The organism is Pontibacter sp. BAB1700 (assembly GCF_000277005.1).
Lineage (GTDB): Bacteria > Bacteroidota > Bacteroidia > Cytophagales > Hymenobacteraceae > Pontibacter > Pontibacter lucknowensis.
On sequence record NZ_AKIS01000130.1, the window covers coordinates 1 to 16,593 of the forward strand.

Here is a 16,593-nt window from a genome sequence, read left to right on the forward strand (position 1 = left end):
TATCAAAAAAACGCCTGAAATTGTAATTTACAAAGCTTCATAGATTAACCTCGTAACAGTACCGGAAGCCTAACCTTGATGCTGCTTTTTAAAGTACTTGTCATAGATGACATAGCCTACAAAAAGCACCAGGCTAATGCCACCTACCCAGATCAAGCCGTTCATCAAACGATCATCATCTTCGCCGAGCCAGGCCAATAACACGGTGAGCGGAATAATGCCAGCCATAGTGGCTCCAATGAATTTAAAATACCCCATTTTGGTAATACCGGCAACGAAACTAACCGCATCATTGGATAGAAAGGGGGAGATACGGGCAATGATCACCGCCCAAATTCCATACTCTGACACAAATCCACACACCTTCTCTTCGGCCTTATGCCCGATGATCCTGCGTACTCCTGCCTCACCTAGTCCTCTGCCAATTAAATACCCGACAGTGGAGGCGACCAGCACAGCGGCCAGCGCAATAAGCGACCCCCACACTGGCCCATAAGCAATGATGGCCACTAACATCAGCGCCACCACATTGATGACCAGCAAGAACATCTGAGCGACCATGGCCAGAATAATGAAGAATGGTCCCCAAAAGCCAAACTGCTCCACCCAGGAAGAAATGCGCTCCTCATCACCACTTGTCAATACTTCCCAGCCTTCCTGAATATTCGCCTGAAAGTCTGATGAAATAAAATAAGCACCTACCAGCATGGCAATAATTGCCGCCGTTACCAAGAGGGGCCATTTGCTTTGTTTTGTATCTTCTTGTTTGGTTGTCGTATTGTTCGCCATAAGGAAGTCTTTCGTTGTTTAGACGCAGATTATTTGGTTGAGGTTGGATGCTCGAGCATACCACTAGATTTGTTTATCAGGGCTGTCTGTTTGTACACCCTGCCCGGCTCGGGAGTGGCAAGCGAGTAACGCCAGGTATACTGTGGATTGACCAGTGTACTGCTCTGATGCCGCTGCTGCGCCGAGCGCTCACCTTGGCTAAGGGGAGGTTCTGCAGGTATAGCCACCTGTTTGTCGACATGCTCTCCGTAAAGCACAGCCGCTGCCAGTCCGGCCACTAGACCACCCAGGTGCCCTTCCCAGGAGATGCGTTCCTCTGATGGGAACAAACCGTAAAACAAGCCACTGTACAGAAAAAGTATAGCTAAAGAGATTGCCAGGCCCGCCCTGTCGCGACGAACGATGCCATTGAACAGCAGAAAACCCGCCAGGCCGTACACAACCCCACTAGCCCCTACATGGTAAGCATCACGGCCAATAAACCAGGTGAACAGGCCGCTCAGTACGTAGACCAGCACGAACACACGCAGTGCAACCGATCGATGCAAAAACAAGATAAAGCCGGAAAGCAGCACCAGCGGAAAGGAATTGGAAAGTAAGTGTATGAGACCAGAATGTATGAGTGGCCCCATAAACACACCGATCAGCCCCAGAAAGTCGCGCGGATGAATGCCTAACCAGGTCAGGTTCACCTCATTCAGGTACGAAAGCAACGCCACCAACCAAATGAGCCCTACAAACAAGGTGCCCGGCAGAAAACTGTAAGCAAAATGTTCATGTTCGGCTTTCAGGCTTTGGTGGCTCTGCAAAGGGGTTACTTGCATCATAGGGTTTTGTTTGGAGCAGATGTGATTGCGCTTTTTACTGTGCTCAGGCTATACGTACAAAGGTAAAGGCAAGTCATGGAGAAATAATCCCACACAGTGACAAGATACGGGCTGTAGGTTATAAATCGTATGCTATATCCATACTTTTCACGTTCTATATCGTAACAGTTCCATTTCAGCCTGTTGTTAAGCATATAAGGGTATAGTCAAAAAATCGATTCCAAAATTAAGAAGTATAAAAGGTGATTTCACCACCAGTACCATGCACGCTAATTCACTTCACCCTTTAGCCAGACGCTTGTCAGCACTAGGCCTTTGCCTGATGTGCTGTATGCTGTTGTTGCTGAGTTCCTGCGAGAGCTCAGACACTAGCGGGGCCGCTTATGCGCGTGAGGAAGAGCAAAAGCACGAGTTTTTCCCGGAAGAGGTCTCTTATACACGACCCAGCACCTTGGTGGAGGCGATTGAAAACCCATCACCTTGGGTGGATTCTGTATTCAGGACCCTGAGCCCTGAAGAGCGTATCGCACAGCTCATTATTATTGAGGCTTTTTCCAACCAAGGCCCAAAATACGAGGCCGACGTCATGAACCTGGTAACCAGATACAAGGTAGGCGGCATTATCTACTTCCAGGGAGGCCCTGTGCGTCAGGCTGTCTTGAACAATCGTCTGCAAGCCGCTTCCAAGGTACCACTTCTCATCTCGATGGATGCCGAAACGGGTGTGGGCATGCGCCTGGACAGCACCGTGCAGTATCCTTTTCAGATGATGATGGGGGCTATAGAAGACAACGGACTGATCTACCGCATGGGGGCCGAGGTGGCCGAAGAGTTCAAGCGGCTAGGTATGCACGTCAACTTTGCACCGGTGGCCGATATCAACAACAACTCCCAGAACCCCATTATCAGCTATCGTGCCTTTGGCGAGAACAAACTAGACGTTACAGCCAAAAGTCTGGCCTACATGCGAGGCATGCAGGAAAATGGCATCATCGCAGTAGCCAAGCATTTCCCTGGCCACGGCGACACGGATGTGGACTCACATTACGACCTGCCTGTGATTCCGCATGACCGTGCCCGGCTCGACTCGCTGGAGCTTTATCCTTTCCGGGAGCTGATCAAGCATGGCATTGGCGGTATTATGGTCGCACACATGCACATGCAGCAGCTCGACACGACCCACAACCTGCCCTCTACCCTATCTAAGCCCATCGTGACCAGTTTGCTCAAGAACCAGCTGGAGTTTAAAGGCTTTGGTCTTTACAGATGCCATGGTGATGAAGGGTGTTACCAAATACTTCAGTCCGGGGGAGGCAGAGGCACGCGCCTGATGGCGGGTAACGATGTACTGGAGCGCCTTAACAGTGTGCCTAAAGCCATTCAGGCAATCAAGCAGGCCATTGCCCGTGGTGACCTGTCGCAGGAAGAGATTGACCGCCGCTGCAAAAAAATGCTGGCGGCCAAAGCCTGGGTAGGTTTGGACAGGTATAAGCCTGTTGAACTGGAAAACCTGTATGAGGACCTGAACCCAGGTATAGCCGATAGTACCAACCATGCGCTGGCCGAGGCAGCCATGACCTTGCTCAACAACCGCAAGAACTTCCTGCCCATCCGCCAGAAAAAACGGCAGCGCATCGCCACACTCTCCTTCGGTGTGGTACGCCCCAGTATTTTCCAGCGGGAGATAAACAGGCATGCCCGCATTGACGCAGACTTTGTGATATCCCGAAAAGCCAATGCCAAAGAGGTAAAACAAATAAAGCAAAAGCTTAAAGGATACGACCTGGTGCTGGTGGGGCTCTACGGCCCGAGCGTGACGCCTAGCAACCGCTTGGGTTACTCTAAGGAAGCAACCGCCTATGTGACAGAGCTGGCCCGCTCCAACCGGTCTATTATGACGCTTTTTGACAACCCCTATACCCTGAACCAGTTCCCGGACATACACAAGAGCCGGGTACTGATACTGGCTTACCAGGCCCACATGCACGCGCAGGTGGCGGCAGCAAACTGCTGTTTGGCAAGATACCTGCACGCGGCAAGCTGCCCGTTACCGTCAACAGGCACTACCAGTATGGACACGGCATTAGCAAAGACAAACCGCTACTCGCCGTAAGTCCATAGTATCTTGTATGGGTGCTTTGCGTATTATGCCAAGTATAGGCATCGCCTGACTACACCAACCCTAAAACTGTGAAAAAGAAATGCTTAACAATAGAACAACTTACCTTATAGGCCTGCTGGCTGTCTCACTACTCTGGAGCTGCGAAGGAAACCGCACCGCTCAGGAAACAGAAGAAATAACGGTAGATGTACCCGCTGACACTGCCCGTGTAGAACGAACCGGCCGCACCGTGGGCGATCGGCTGGAGTCACTCCGCGGCTGGATGAACGAGAAAGTGGAGCGTGGCGACACGGCCATACAGCGCGAGATGCCTGAGATCAAGGAGGACTTCAGAAGACGCACCGCTGAGATAGAGCAGAACCTGGACAGTCTTTCAGCTGACTCCAAAGCGGAGTACGCACGACTGAAAGAGCGCTACGAACGCTGGGAAAACAGACAGGAACGTCGGCTGAACACCCCGCTCGATCGCTCTGAACTGGACCAGTGGGAAGAGCAGCTGCTCCGTGAGTTCAACAACATTGAAAACATAGCGCCCCAGGATATGCGGGAGGCATACCTGACCTTTATGGGCGTGGTACGGGCCAAGCGCCGCAACTGGACCCAGCACGACTGGGACTACGTGGACAATGTGTACGGACAGCTGAACCAGCGTCGCCGGCAGGTAGAAAACCAGATTTCCAACAGCGACAAGCTCAAAATCAGAGCCCTGCAGGCAGAGTACCTGACCCTGGAAGGTGCCGCCGATGCCCAAAGCACTATGCGCAATATGCGTAACTAGAGGCCTGGGAAAACTATTTAGAGGCTTTGTGGTTTAGGCCTTATACCTTTGCACAGGTATAGCCAATAGCCCTGGGCATGATTGCCTGTACCTAAATTAAAAGCAAAAACCATGGAAAAAGCGACATTTGGAGGAGGATGCTTCTGGTGTACTGAAGCAGTGTTTCAGGACCTGGCAGGCGTGCAGAAAGTGGAGTCCGGCTATGCAGGCGGACATATGGAAAACCCAACCTACAAACAGGTAACCTCTGGCACCACCGGACACGCAGAAGTATTGCAGATCACCTACGACCCTGCCATCATAAGTTATGATGAACTGCTGGAGGTGTTCTGGAAAACCCATGATCCCACTACCCTGAACAGGCAGGGCAATGATATCGGAACACAGTACCGCTCTATTGTGCTCTACCACAACGACGAGCAGCGCGAGAAAGCCGAAAGGTATAAGCAGGAACTGGATGCAGCGGGTGCCTTCAATGATCCGATCGTGACGACAATCGAGCCGCTGCAGGAGTTTTACCCGGCCGAAGACTATCATCAGAACTACTTCAACACCCATGGGCATGAGCCTTACTGCAGTTTTGTGATCAGGCCGAAAGTGGACAAGGTTAGAAAAGTGTTTGCTGACAAACTCAAGCCTGAGGCCAGAAAGTAGTCAAGCACAAAAGAAAAGCCTCAGCCGTCTTATAGGTAGCTGAGGCTTTTTTATACCTGCTATTTAGAACGCTACTAGCTGTTTAGCTGCACCCATTGTTGGGCGATGATGGTCTTAGCATCGGCAAAGCTTTCTTTGAGAAGCTCTTCCCGGGTATAGCTCACCAGTTCAATATCCTCGTGCTCATCCTCCTTGCCACCTCCGTCTGCATGCTGGTGCGATACTTCGGCATAGTATAACAGCACTTTTTCAGTCGTGCCGCCCGGCGAAGAATAAAAGGTGTGCAGGTGCTTCAGATTGTCCACGCTGTAACCGATTTCTTCCTCTATTTCGCGGGCAATACTGGCTTCAGGCTTTCGCCTTTGTCTACCATACCTGCCACCACTTCCACCAGGTCCGACTCTGATCCTACCCGAAACTGCCTGGTCAGGATATAGCGCCGCTTTTCTGTGTCGTAGACCATGGCAGCAACCGCTGTGCCTCTGTCAAATTGTTCCCGGGTAAAGGTGTGGCCGTTCTGCGATACTGTCAGTTTATAGATCTTGAAATAGCCATCGTAGGCTGTCTCTTCTTTTTTTAATTTCCATAAGGGCGAATATAGGCAATGCCAGGGTATAGCTTGCCATCAGGTATAGGTTAATGTGTATCGTTAAAGCTCGTTGTTTCGGAAGGCCGCTTTCTGGGTCCGTTCCGTCAGGCCAGACATGGAAAGCGGAGTCTCACTTTCATAGCCTTTCTTGGCTCGCTGTTCTCCGGTAGGGCCGGGAAGCATACGATTGAGCACGGCAAAAATATCGGTGGTAGTCTCCGGAGACAACCCGTGTACAAAAGCGCCAACCTTGGCAGGTATAGACGTCACTACTTCTGCATCCCCGTGTCGGCAGGCATCTAAAATCGACTTGGCCGATCGCTCTGCACTGATAGAGGTCAGCGGACTCGAGTCGGCTATTTTAAACAGGGTATATTCCTCCTCATGCTGCCCCTTCACGTTCGCATGGCGTGGGCTTCCCGTCTGCATCAGACCAGGCGAAGCACAGGTAACCGTAATGTTATACTGCTTCAGTTCGGCACGCAAGCCTTCCGATAAGCCGACCAACGCAAACTTGCTGGCGCTATATGGGACCAGGTGTGGCACACCCAACTTGCCACCGATTGAAGCGATATTCAGGATACGGCCGGCACCACGTTCCTTCATGGAAGGCAGCACGGCGAGGGTTGTGTAGAGTGGTCCCCAGAAGTGCGTCTGCATGGCTTCTTCAAAGTCCCCGACAGTCATCTCCTCCAGCGGTCCCGCCGTAATGATACCCGCATTGTTGATCAGCACATCAATAGGGCCAAACTCACGCTGCACCCGCTCGACAAGCTGCTCTACCTGCTCCTGCTGTGTTACATCGCAGGGCTGCACCATCACATCGGCTCCGTTGCCTGCTAGCTCCATGCGGGCATCCTCCAGCTGCATCTCGTCGCGTGAGCACAGCACGAGCCTGGCTCCTTCTTTGGCAAGTTGCCGCGCCATCACAAAGCCCAGCCCACGGGCGCCGCCGGTTATCAGCACCACCTTGTTCCGGAAGTTGTAAGCATTTAGTTTACGGGTAATGGCACGGGCTGCAAGCAAAGCGCCTGCTCCAGCTGCCAGCCACCACAGGTTTCTCTTCTGTTCTGTTTTCATAGATGTTAGGTATAGCAAATAAAGCCGGAAGCAGCATACAAACAGCTGATCTGGCTTTTTTGTCTACGGGAAGGCAGGGTATGTAGGTTCGGGAACCAGGAACAGCAAGTGTAGTGCTGCTTATTTTTTCTTTTTGAAAGGGTTTATGCCCTGACGTTTGCTTGTGAATACCTCGTTTTTGGGCATCGGGGTATAGAGCAGCTTGACTGATACCACGCCATAGTGATCTTTTGTGTTCTCTATCCGGGTAACATTGTCAAGATAGTCAGTCGTGGTGATCTGGTACATCACTTCCGGCGCAATACTGATCTGGTCTGAGAAACGGAAGCGTATACCCCCACCGAAAGGAATTACGCCGGCTATGGCTGGATATGACCTTAATCGGTCGTAGGTAATGTCGGAGTTCGGGGCACGGTTGGTCGGGTAAGAACTTGGGGTGTAATACACAAAGCCAATCCCGCCTTTCACAAAAGGCACAGCAAAGCGCTTTCGGGTAGAGCGGTAGTTATTGGATCCGGCGTAGCTGTCCATCAGGTTGTAAACCAGCATACCTGACACCTCGATCACCCTTGACTCAAAAGTGATATTATCCTGATAGGTTTTCTCGGAGGCACCTAGTTTAAGGTACTCCACTTCGCCACTTATGGACCAAAAGGGGTTATACTTGAAAAGGGCGCCAATGCTGAAAGCAGGACCAAGATCATTACAATCATAACTTCCGCATATATCGCTTTTCACAGCGGCTATACCTGCGCCAGCCTGTATGACCAGTCCGCGCTCCGGAATCTTACTCACCCCCATGCGGCGTATGACACTATCCTGCGCCTGGGCGGTAGTGCAAACTGTAAGGGTAATCAAACATAGTAATAGAAGGACGTATCTGCTCCTGCTCATGCTTCAGACAGGTTTCTCTTTAAGTGTTGTGTGGCATGCAGCCCAGGTATTGGCTGTGGTGGGCCTGCTCCCCCTATCTACGCAGAGCCAAAAGAAAGGATCATTAATTTTTATGAATACATTATAATATAGCCATCATACTATAATACGTGCTATACCTTCCTACTTGGATACAATTAGTTTATCAAAACTTAAGATCCAAGGTATTAATTAGTTGTGCGGAGAGCCGGACGCTTCTTGTTCAGTAACTGAACAAAATCGATTACGAGCGCAGCCGCATCCGGATAAAAAGTGGAATTGATGTTTTCGAAGTCATCCGTGGGCTTGTGGTAGTGCGGATGGTCTTCTACGCCAAAGTAAATGAAAGGAATCTGGCGTTTGTGGAATTGATAATGATCGGACTGCCTGGTCCAGTCATTCTGCCCTTGCTCAGGTCGGTCATGGCCTGTCAGTAGCCTGGCCTGAGGTCTTGCTTTCACCTGCTGCAGCAACGGCAGTAATACCGGATAATGGTAGGCGCCACTGGCGTACAGCTCACCCTGTTGGTTCAGGCTGAGCATGTCCATGTTCACATTCAGTTGGATCAGGTCCAGAGCAAGCGGCGGATTCTCCAGAAAAGCATTTGCCCCCTGCAGGCCTAACTCCTCGCCATCAAGCGCAGCGAAGATCAGGGTATAGTAGGGTTTGTTCGTTTTAAAATAAGCGGCAGCGGCCAGCAAGGCTCCTACCCCGGATGCATTGTCGTCGGCTCCGTTGTAGATCTCGCCCTTGCGTTCGCCCACATGGTCGTAGTGCGCGGTCAGGACAATGGCTTTGTCCGTTTTGCCAGGTATAAAGCCGATCAGGTTCACGGCCTCTTCTACTACAATGCCCCTACCCTCCAGGCGGAACGTATGGCGGTAGCTATTGTTATAGGGTTGTAGTCCGATCTCGTTGAAACGCTTTTCTATATAATCCTGCGCCATCCGATTGCCTTCAGTGCCGCTCAGCCGGCCTGCCATTGAGTCGGCAGACAGTATCTGCACGTCACGCAACAGGAGTTGTGGGTCGAGCACCTGTTTCTGGGCGACTGCAGTCAGCTGCAGGGCACACATCAGTACAAAAGCGAGGGTTAGGCGGCGTTTCATAAGTTTTATTTTAGGCGAAATTAGCATAAATACGCTAACCCGCCCTCAAAATATATTAGCCGTTCGCAACAGGCCAGTTGATCCAGCTTTTCTGGCGTGCAGTGGCTTTCTTCTGTTGATCAGCCACACGGCGTTCTACCTCCTGCGTGTAGCTTCCATCTTTTTCAAACACCTCACCTTTCAGCACCCATCCTGTTTTTACATAGTCCTGTACTCTTGTTACAAGTGCCTGCAAGTCGTTTGCTACGATTACGTCGAATTCCATGTTCGTTCCTGTTTTAAATGGTCTTACAAATGGTTATCAGATGGTATTTAAACAAGGAGCGTGCCACATACGTTCACTGACTATAAATGTTACAACAATTTTAAAACAAACTGCATATCCTTACACAAAGGGCTACAAGAGCGCATAAAAAGGCCTTAAAATAAAACGGGCCGGTATAAAAACCAGCCCGTTTTACTATCACAACTAATTGTATTTTAGTCTCTTACATTGATAAAGGAAGGCACTTCTACTGGTCCCACCGACGTTTGGATGGTCGGCTTGATCTGCAGTACCACATCTGGTCGGCTGGTGCCATCTGTTTTGGTGAGCATGGTGACCAGGCGCAGCAGGTTGTTATACCCTGGTCTGCCATTTTCCTCGGCTATCCGGATAGGAGTGCGCACGTTGATGGTGTTGAGTCCGTGACGGAGCTCCACCGGTTCGTCCACAATGCCGCTCAGCGTTTGCTTGCCGTCGAGCAGCAGCTGCCATTTCAGCTTGGTCACGGTCATGCTGCGCTCCTGGTTTGCTTCGTCCAACTCTACATTCAGTCCCAAACTGGAGTAGGCGGACAGGTTATTGTCAGAGAAGGCCGTAAAAAGCAGGGCTGCTTCTCCGAGTGAGAAATCCTCCGGCCGCTTTTTGTTCAGCACGTTCACGCCATTGAGCTTTACTTCATTTATACCTGACAAGCTATACTTTGCTTCCTTAAAAGCATCCACGTCGCTCTTGGTGCCGCATGAGAATGCGAAAAAGGCTATACCTAGCAGCAGAGCGAAACTTAAGAGATTTGTTTTTTTGATCATTTGCTTTGTTGTGCTCAGCGCTTTATCACTTTGCCTGAGCCTGAAATATTTGAATTAATAGTCGGATTTCCCTGGTAGTACACATTACCGCTTCCACTGATCGTAACGGCCAATTCATTGGCGGCATACACTTCCACACTGCCCGAGCCACTCAATACCACACCGGCATTCTCGCTGCTCAGTCCAAAAGATTTTATGTTTCCCGAGCCTGAGAGATTGATCTCTTCTACTTCAGCCGTACCTACCAGATCAATCTTCCCCGAACCTGTAAGCCTGCTGCTTACTTTGGTGGCTGATACATTAATCCAGAGATAACCTGATCCATCCAGCACAGCCCGGAAGTTGTCAGTTTCAAATTCATCCTGCAACTCTACCCGCCCCGACCCAATCATTTCGGCACTGCTCAGCTCCGGCACGGTCATGTATACTTCAACGGTCTTATGGCTGCGCAGGCACCTGTCAAAGCTGAGGTCCCACACCCCGTTGGCTACATTCGTATTGATCGCATCCAGTACGTTAGGCTGTGCTCTTACTTCAATGCGCTGAGTAGCTCCCCGTCTAACAAATACACGGGTATCGCCGTTCACTCGCAGCCCGTTGACTACATCCAGGTTAAAATCCCGGCTCTCCACATCTCCTCTTCCCCTGATACAATCCACTTCATCACCGCAGGAAACAAGCAAGAGAACAGGCAGGATGAGCAAAAGCATCAGGCATGTAAAATTAGTAGATTTCATAGTTTTATGTAGCTTAATTAATGTTGCAAGTTAATTATTCCTGCTTCAGCTGCATAAAACTGACGGCTCCGTCTGCTCAATATTTTGGGGCCATTACTAATTAATTAGCTAAAATGCCCCACTCGTTGTCCCCGCTGGTTTACCAGCACCCCATTATCGGTCACGAACAAACCCTGCAGGTATTCGCTCTCGAAGTAGAAAGGGTAATTGCGGTTGTTGGTACGGGCCAGTTTGCCAATGATGCGGGCACCACGCTCGGTCATGTGCACCAGTTGCAACCTTGTAGTCAGGAAAAACTGCTCGTCCGGCGCATTGTTAAACACTACTTTGCGTAGCACTAGTCGGCTGTCCAGACCCTGTGAGGCTGTGTTGGTTCTGACTGGCTGCTGTCGCAGTTGCTCCCTTGCCTGCTGGGGCGGCTGGCTGTTGCCGGCCATGGCCTGCGACTCCCGCTGCTGGCCGTTTGCACTGGCCAGCAGCTGCGCATCGGCATTACCCCAGCCTTTGCTGATAGCCGCCAACCGGTAGCTGCGGCCCGGATGCGTGGCAGAGCTTCTTTCATCTGACAATACCTTCATGGCAGCCTGCGCCTCCTCCAGACTAGCCCCCATCTTTCGCAACACAAAGCCGGAGAACTCATCAGCCTCCAGTTCATCAGCATGGTTACTGCCCTGTCGCGACAAAGTATGACCATTCAGGTGATGGCCGATCTCGTGCGCCAGGATGCTCACGCCAGCCCAGTCGGTATGTACGGCATTGTTGATGGCAGCCAGGAAGCTTTCATTATAGAGAATGTAGCGTTTCCCATTGTAGATCACGGCGGCGGCATTCTCGATGTTGGCAGATCGCACCTCAAAACGTGGCTTCAGCCCGATCACGTCGATGATCTCACCAATCACATCACGGGGTGCGGCTTTGGTAGCGGCATAAGACTCCGGAGCAGGCACTGTCTCTGCCACTGCCGCCAGCAACGGGGTCAGGACCAGCAGCAGTGCCAGGCTTATTCTATTCAATCGATTCATATTGTTTCCCTTTCTGTAGATGGATGAACACAGCATATCCAAAACGAAAAATGGGCGGAAGCTGGTATACCCTTCCATGCAAGTACTTTGCCAGACTTGAGCGTCTCACCCTCCCAAAAGGGCATTTTGGCAGCTGCACGAATTATTTCTAATTTTGCCTGACTGATTTGGGAGTATGCTGCTAATTTTTGTGATCCTTTACCTGCTCTTTAACATGGGGGTGGGCTTCTGGGCATCAAGACGGGTACATAATACCAGCGATTTCCTGCTGGCTGGCAGGAGTCTGCCTTTCTATATTTCCACAGCTGTGGTGTTTGCCACCTGGTTTGGCTCCGAAACACTGCTCGGCGCTTCCTCGGAGTTTGCCTCGCACGGGCTGCTGGGTGTTATCGAAGACCCTTTCGGCGCAGCGCTTTGCCTGGTGCTGGTCGGCCTCTTCTTCGCTAAAAAACTCTACCGCCTCAACCTGCTCACTATTGGCGACTACTATCGCATCCGCTACAACCGCACCACCGAGCAGATCGCAGCCTTCTTCATGGTCATCTCCTATTTCGGCTGGATCGCGGCGCAGATGGTCGCCCTGGGCATTGTGATGAACCAGGTATTCGGGGTTTCCACAGCCGCCGGCATTATCATTGGCAGTATGATCGTGGTTGGCTATACCTACATGGGCGGTATGTGGTCAGTTTCAATCACGGACTTTGTGCAGACCGTGATGATCATCGGAGGACTTATTTTCATCACCTATACTTTGCTGCAGCGTATGCCGCTGGAGCAGATCACGGCGACCCTGCCCGACGGCTTCTTCCGGATGACGCCCCCTGACCGCAGCCCAACCACCTGGCTCAACTATTTTGCTCTCTGGATCACGATCGGGCTTGGTTCTATTCCGCAGCAGGATGTGTTCCAAAGAGTAATGTCGGCAAAGTCGGAGAAAGTGGCGGTCGCTGCTTCGCTGGGCGCTGGTCTGCTATACCTGACGGTGGCGTTCATGCCGCTGCTGCTGGCCCTCTATGCCCGCACGCTGCATCCCGAACTGCTACAGGAGGACGCCCAGCTACTGGTACCCGGCCTGATCATGGGACTGGACTCCATGCTGATCAAGGTGCTCTTCTTCGGAGCGCTGATCTCGGCGATCATCAGCACCGCCAGCGGCGGCATACTGGCTCCGGCAGCTGTGCTGAGTGAGAACATGCTACGCCCGCTACTTGGCGAACGCAGCGATAAGCAAATGCTGCTGCTCTCGCGCATCAGTGTGCTCGTGGTAGCGGCTGTCTCGCTGGGAATGGCGCTGCTGCGCAGCAATATCTATGAACTGGTAAGTGAGTCCTCTGCTCTGAGTCTGGTCTCACTCTTTGTGCCCCTGGTAGCAGGTCTGTACTGGAAGCGCACCTCTGCGCTGGCTGCCAATGCGTCTATCCTCGCAGGTATGGCCGGCTGGTTGCTCTGCTTATACCTACAGACCACCGTCAACCCGATGCTCTATGGGCTGGGTGCCAGTGTAGCCGGATTGCTTGTCGGCCAACTGATATCCCATCTGCGGGCAAAGCCTATACCTGCTGAGCCATTGGCCATAAAAAAACAGGTATAGGCTTATTTAAAAAAAAGCCACTATCCCGGTTGGTTTGGTCACTGTGATATACGCGGGCGACTCTACGTTTCCCACCGGAGTTTTGATCGTCGGCTTTATCTTGAGCGTCACATGCTCCCGTATATCCGTACGCTGTCCCAGCAGAGTGATCAACCTGGACAGACCTGTGTAGTTAGGCAAATCTCCATCCGAAACCAAGCCTACGGGCGTCGCGATCGGCAGCAAGTTCAGCCCCTCCTGCAACTCCATGGTTTCCTCGATAACACCTGTCAAAGCCTCTTCGCCATCCACTTCCAACAGCCATTTCATGCGCGTGATGGTCAGGTGTCGTGCTTCCTCGCTATGCTCCTGCAGGGTGACATGCAGGGCCAGCGTAGAACTAAACTCCAGCGAGTTACTGGTAACGGTAGCCAACAGACTGTCCCGTTCTTCGTGCGAAAAGCCACGGCGCTCCTGAATGCGCTGCTCTACATCGATCCCGTTGAGCTTTATGTCCCGGACGCTTTGCAGGCTGTACTTTGCTTCTGTAAAGGCTTTTATATCCTGCGCCTGCTTACAGGAATAGATGACCATTGCCAGCATCAGCAGCAAGGCCATGCTCCATATCTTATTCATGCTAAGATGTCCTAAATATTATCTGCTTCAGATAACGCTCACGGTTGCCTAAAGTGTTTCAAACGAAGCTTTTATAATACTAATTTAGTAAAGTTGATGAAAATAAAATCATCTATACACAAAAACCAGGTATAGCAGCGTGGCTATACCTGGTTTTACTTATGATTTAATCAGTGTTGCTATATCCTAATTGGCTCCAAGCGGCTGTTTAGGCTTGTGCACGTCCTGACCCGTCTCCATAAAACGCTTGAAGTAACGCAGATCATTCTCCACCATTTTCTTAAGCATCGGGTTGAGCATCTTCGCAGCCAGTCCGCCCACCGACCCTGCAGGTGGACTGTAAGAGATTACTGCCTGCACGATGGTCCCCTGCGCATCAGGCGAATCAGAGAAACGGACCTCACCTGCATTGTCAAGTTCCGAGTTTGGCAGGGAGCGCCATGCGATCAGTTCGTTTTCTTTCTCATTGATGATATCCGCATCCCATTCAATGGTGCCGACACCACCCGGGATCTTAGCTACCCAATGCGAACGCTGCGGACCGTTTGACTGCACGCTTTCCAGGTGCTCCATGAACTTAGGCAGGTTCTCGAGCATGCGCCAGAACTGGAAAACCTCAGAGCGTGGGCGCTGCACTGTGATGGTCTTGATGATGTCCACTGAAATATCTTCGTTTTCAGCAGTATCACGGCCAATCATTTGGTTCATAGGGCAGTAACCGGTAAAGCCTCTGAAAAGCAGCAGGCCTCCCGCCAGCGTGGACAGCAAACCGGCAGTTCCTGACTGTCGCAGCCCCACAAGTGCAAGTGCCGCTCCACCCACTGCCGAGAGTACACGCTCCGGCCGGCTCACATTGATGTGGCTCGACCCGGAAGCAGGCGGAAAAATATGCTCCGTGTGAAGCATTTTGGAGTAATTAGGTTTGTATGTATCCATAGTTTATTTGTTTTGTTCTATTCCGTTTTAATGGATACGTGCTTTAGGGCTATTATAGTTGCTGTGCTTGTGCTCCCCTCTGGTTTGGTATGTATCTCGTCACACAAATATGGCCCTCCACACTCCTAATATTATCATACACTGAAAGTTATATCTTATCCTTAAATTAAACATCCCATAAACGTATACCTTATATACCCCTCCTCATAGGATCTTACCAGAGATCTGCTTCCTGATCAGTGCTATGGCATTGTCCTCTCCTGTTACAGCTGTATACCAAGCTTTTACTTCTTCTCTAATGAAAACATCATTACTTATCACCATCCTGTTTCTATTTCAATTTTTCATTCCTGCACAGGCCCAGCGCAATAATCAGCTGGCAGACTGCCAGCGGCAACCCGCTCCGACTCGCCAGAGCACCGCACAGGTACAGGCGGCATTGACTGAGAACAAAGTGGCGGTATACTATGTCGTGGCAAGTGACGAAACCTACAGCCAAGCTGAATACGACGCGATAAAGAAAGCCACCCGGGAGATACAGGCTTGGTTTCAGGTGAACACCGGCGGCCTTACCTATACCTTTGCCTATGCAGACACCGTCCTGTTTTACCAGGCGAAGGAGAGCACCAGCTATTACCGGGAGGACTGGTGGGGCCTGCTGTTGGCAGAGATGGAACAACTGGGGCATCCGATCTGGGAACCGGGTTTTGTGGTGAGCCTGTGGATCAAATCAGGTCGGCCTGAAGGATTGGGAGGAGGAGCCCAGTCTTGTAATGGCTATTGCGGCGTGGCCATCACCGCGGTGGAGAACTTCCCGGAGTTCAATGATTTTGGGATCTGCCCTACTGACCCGACAGGTCTGATGTGGCCCTGCGTACCACACGGCACTATGGCTCACGAGTTAGGCCATGCCTTTGGTCTGCCTCACCCCTACGACCACGAAAGCACACGCGCCGTTGCTTATCACAGTATCATGCAGACGCATTGGAGTTACCCTGACAAAGCACCTGATTCTGAAAGGCCCTGGGGACTTCTCACGGTGGAACGCACCGCACTTTGGAGTAATCCCTTTTTCTATCAGGGCCTTTCACTCCGTCAGATCTACGACTCCCCCATTGTCAACCTGCCAGTCACCGGAGAGGCACCGCTAGTCAGTTTCCGTAGTTCGACGAAAGGCCTTACGGTTAACCTGACCAACGAAACCAGAGGCGCCTGGCTCTATTACTGGACCTTTGGAGACGGTAGCGTGAGCAATGCAACGTCCCCGAGCCATACCTACAGCCAACCGGGAACCTACACGATCACCCTGAGGGCTTCGAACGAAAACGGGATGATGGCCATGCAGCGCATGACGGTGCAGGTGGCGGAAGACAAAAAACCTGTGGGCAAGCCCATTTATGTGGGACCTATCAAAATATACCCTAACCCAAGCACAGATGGCCGGTTTACCATCAGTTTCCCAACGTTTCCATTTCCAGTACACCTCTCGGTGCACAATGCGATGGGGCGTCCCATTATCCAGCACACCTTTTCCAGTACATCACGCAATCTGCACCTGGACCTGAGTGATTTTGGCCGGGGCATTTACTATGTCCGGATTCAGTTTATGGGAGCGTCGTTCACGCACAGACTATCCGTCCTTTAAAGTGCATTTTGCTGACCTGGCTGGCGTGCACATCGTGAGCCGGACTAGTCGTCTGAATTCTTTTGCTGCTAAGGATCACTAATAAAAACAAAGAGGAAGCCCCGTGTGAGGCTTCC

The 16,593-nt window shown here is 51.4% G+C and carries 18 protein-coding genes; 5 read left to right on the forward strand and 13 right to left on the reverse strand.

Going from position 1 to position 16,593, the window contains the following annotated elements:
* Positions 1-69: 69 nt before the first annotated feature.
* Together O71_RS15235 and O71_RS21940 are read right to left on the reverse strand one after the other, a co-directional pair.
* Positions 70-789, reverse strand: a complete 720-nt coding sequence (locus O71_RS15235) for a TVP38/TMEM64 family protein (RefSeq protein ID WP_007658402.1) — start codon at positions 787-789, stop codon at positions 70-72.
* A 29-nt stretch (positions 790-818) separates the two neighbouring features.
* On the reverse strand, positions 819-1,616 hold the full coding sequence (locus tag O71_RS21940; RefSeq protein ID WP_007658403.1) for a rhomboid family intramembrane serine protease: 798 nt from the start codon (positions 1,614-1,616) through the stop codon (positions 819-821).
* Positions 1,617-1,914: 298 nt separating this feature from the next.
* On the opposite strand from O71_RS21940, the gene O71_RS15245 reads away from it, so the two are divergent.
* The 3 genes from O71_RS15245 to msrA all read left to right on the forward strand — a co-directional run bounded on the left by O71_RS15245 (position 1,915) and on the right by msrA (position 5,170).
* A complete protein-coding gene (locus tag O71_RS15245; protein WP_192811692.1) occupies positions 1,915-3,729 on the forward strand; it encodes a glycoside hydrolase family 3 protein in 1,815 nt (604 codons plus the stop codon).
* 88 nt (positions 3,730-3,817) lie between these two features.
* A complete protein-coding gene (locus O71_RS15250; RefSeq protein WP_007658412.1) occupies positions 3,818-4,516 on the forward strand; it encodes a hypothetical protein in 699 nt (232 codons plus the stop codon).
* A 111-nt stretch (positions 4,517-4,627) separates the two neighbouring features.
* A complete protein-coding gene (msrA, locus tag O71_RS15255; RefSeq protein ID WP_007658414.1) occupies positions 4,628-5,170 on the forward strand; it encodes a peptide-methionine (S)-S-oxide reductase MsrA in 543 nt (180 codons plus the stop codon).
* Between the two features lie 74 nt (positions 5,171-5,244).
* On the opposite strand, the gene O71_RS23390 is transcribed toward msrA, so the two are convergent.
* The 9 genes from O71_RS23390 to O71_RS15295 all read right to left on the reverse strand — a co-directional run bounded on the left by O71_RS23390 (position 5,245) and on the right by O71_RS15295 (position 11,690).
* Positions 5,245-5,511 (reverse strand): NUDIX domain-containing protein, encoded by a 267-nt coding sequence (locus O71_RS23390; RefSeq protein WP_369750959.1) that lies wholly within the window; start codon positions 5,509-5,511, stop codon positions 5,245-5,247.
* Complete coding sequence (locus O71_RS25795; RefSeq protein WP_007658417.1) at positions 5,496-5,633, reverse strand: hypothetical protein; 138 nt, start codon at positions 5,631-5,633, stop codon at positions 5,496-5,498. Before O71_RS25795 ends, O71_RS23390 begins: the two co-directional genes overlap by 16 nt.
* A gap of 186 nt (positions 5,634-5,819) precedes the next feature.
* A complete protein-coding gene (locus tag O71_RS15265; protein ID WP_007658418.1) occupies positions 5,820-6,839 on the reverse strand; it encodes an SDR family oxidoreductase in 1,020 nt (339 codons plus the stop codon).
* A 120-nt stretch (positions 6,840-6,959) separates the two neighbouring features.
* Positions 6,960-7,697 carry an outer membrane beta-barrel protein gene (locus O71_RS15270; RefSeq protein WP_234986392.1) on the reverse strand — a complete coding sequence of 246 codons (738 nt, stop codon included), beginning with the start codon at positions 7,695-7,697 and terminating at the stop codon, positions 6,960-6,962.
* Between the two features lie 242 nt (positions 7,698-7,939).
* The gene (locus O71_RS15275; protein WP_007658427.1) at positions 7,940-8,860 is read right to left on the reverse strand and encodes a M28 family peptidase; all 921 of its coding nucleotides are present in this window, start codon (positions 8,858-8,860) and stop codon (positions 7,940-7,942) included.
* A gap of 55 nt (positions 8,861-8,915) precedes the next feature.
* Complete coding sequence (locus O71_RS15280; RefSeq protein ID WP_007658429.1) at positions 8,916-9,125, reverse strand: hypothetical protein; 210 nt, start codon at positions 9,123-9,125, stop codon at positions 8,916-8,918.
* A gap of 215 nt (positions 9,126-9,340) precedes the next feature.
* Positions 9,341-9,931, reverse strand: a complete 591-nt coding sequence (locus tag O71_RS15285) for a hypothetical protein (protein ID WP_007658431.1) — start codon at positions 9,929-9,931, stop codon at positions 9,341-9,343.
* A gap of 14 nt (positions 9,932-9,945) precedes the next feature.
* Positions 9,946-10,668, reverse strand: a complete 723-nt coding sequence (locus tag O71_RS15290; protein ID WP_007658433.1) for a head GIN domain-containing protein — start codon at positions 10,666-10,668, stop codon at positions 9,946-9,948.
* A 104-nt stretch (positions 10,669-10,772) separates the two neighbouring features.
* On the reverse strand, positions 10,773-11,690 hold the full coding sequence (locus O71_RS15295; RefSeq protein ID WP_237717865.1) for a membrane-binding protein: 918 nt from the start codon (positions 11,688-11,690) through the stop codon (positions 10,773-10,775).
* Between the two features lie 175 nt (positions 11,691-11,865).
* Here O71_RS15295 and O71_RS15300 point away from each other — a divergent pair, with 175 nt between their 5' ends.
* Entirely contained in the window at positions 11,866-13,281 is a 1,416-nt protein-coding gene (locus tag O71_RS15300) for a sodium:solute symporter family protein (RefSeq protein ID WP_007658437.1), read from the forward strand.
* 6 nt (positions 13,282-13,287) lie between these two features.
* Here the strand turns inward: O71_RS15300 and O71_RS15305 are convergent, their stop codons facing one another.
* Both O71_RS15305 and O71_RS15310 read right to left on the reverse strand, forming a co-directional pair.
* Positions 13,288-13,896: a hypothetical protein gene (locus tag O71_RS15305; RefSeq protein WP_155800939.1), complete on the reverse strand. Its 609-nt coding sequence runs from the start codon at positions 13,894-13,896 to the stop codon at positions 13,288-13,290.
* Between the two features lie 186 nt (positions 13,897-14,082).
* Positions 14,083-14,832, reverse strand: coding sequence for a YgaP-like transmembrane domain (locus tag O71_RS15310; protein WP_007658441.1), 750 nt, complete (start codon positions 14,830-14,832; stop codon positions 14,083-14,085).
* Positions 14,833-15,130: 298 nt separating this feature from the next.
* Between O71_RS15310 and O71_RS15315 the strand changes: the two genes are divergently transcribed.
* Positions 15,131-16,477, forward strand: coding sequence for a zinc-dependent metalloprotease (locus O71_RS15315; protein WP_007658442.1), 1,347 nt, complete (start codon positions 15,131-15,133; stop codon positions 16,475-16,477).
* Positions 16,478-16,593: the final 116 nt, after the last annotated feature.

What these genes read in the sequence shown, in the direction of transcription:
- O71_RS15235 (WP_007658402.1), bottom strand. Translation starts at nt 789, where the DNA reads ATGGCGAACAATACGACAACCAAACAAGAAGATACAAAACAAAGCAAA.
- O71_RS21940 (WP_007658403.1), bottom strand. Translation starts at nt 1,616, where the DNA reads ATGATGCAAGTAACCCCTTTGCAGAGCCACCAAAGCCTGAAAGCCGAA.
- O71_RS15250 (WP_007658412.1), top strand. Translation starts at nt 3,818, where the DNA reads ATGCTTAACAATAGAACAACTTACCTTATAGGCCTGCTGGCTGTCTCA.
- msrA (WP_007658414.1), top strand. Translation starts at nt 4,628, where the DNA reads ATGGAAAAAGCGACATTTGGAGGAGGATGCTTCTGGTGTACTGAAGCA.
- O71_RS25795 (WP_007658417.1), bottom strand. Translation starts at nt 5,633, where the DNA reads ATGGTCTACGACACAGAAAAGCGGCGCTATATCCTGACCAGGCAGTTT.
- O71_RS15265 (WP_007658418.1), bottom strand. Translation starts at nt 6,839, where the DNA reads ATGAAAACAGAACAGAAGAGAAACCTGTGGTGGCTGGCAGCTGGAGCA.
- O71_RS15275 (WP_007658427.1), bottom strand. Translation starts at nt 8,860, where the DNA reads ATGAAACGCCGCCTAACCCTCGCTTTTGTACTGATGTGTGCCCTGCAG.
- O71_RS15280 (WP_007658429.1), bottom strand. Translation starts at nt 9,125, where the DNA reads ATGGAATTCGACGTAATCGTAGCAAACGACTTGCAGGCACTTGTAACA.
- O71_RS15285 (WP_007658431.1), bottom strand. Translation starts at nt 9,931, where the DNA reads ATGATCAAAAAAACAAATCTCTTAAGTTTCGCTCTGCTGCTAGGTATA.
- O71_RS15290 (WP_007658433.1), bottom strand. Translation starts at nt 10,668, where the DNA reads ATGAAATCTACTAATTTTACATGCCTGATGCTTTTGCTCATCCTGCCT.
- O71_RS15295 (WP_237717865.1), bottom strand. Translation starts at nt 11,690, where the DNA reads ATGAATCGATTGAATAGAATAAGCCTGGCACTGCTGCTGGTCCTGACC.
- O71_RS15300 (WP_007658437.1), top strand. Translation starts at nt 11,866, where the DNA reads ATGCTGCTAATTTTTGTGATCCTTTACCTGCTCTTTAACATGGGGGTG.
- O71_RS15305 (WP_155800939.1), bottom strand. Translation starts at nt 13,896, where the DNA reads ATGAATAAGATATGGAGCATGGCCTTGCTGCTGATGCTGGCAATGGTC.
- O71_RS15310 (WP_007658441.1), bottom strand. Translation starts at nt 14,832, where the DNA reads ATGGATACATACAAACCTAATTACTCCAAAATGCTTCACACGGAGCAT.
- O71_RS15315 (WP_007658442.1), top strand. Translation starts at nt 15,131, where the DNA reads ATGAAAACATCATTACTTATCACCATCCTGTTTCTATTTCAATTTTTC.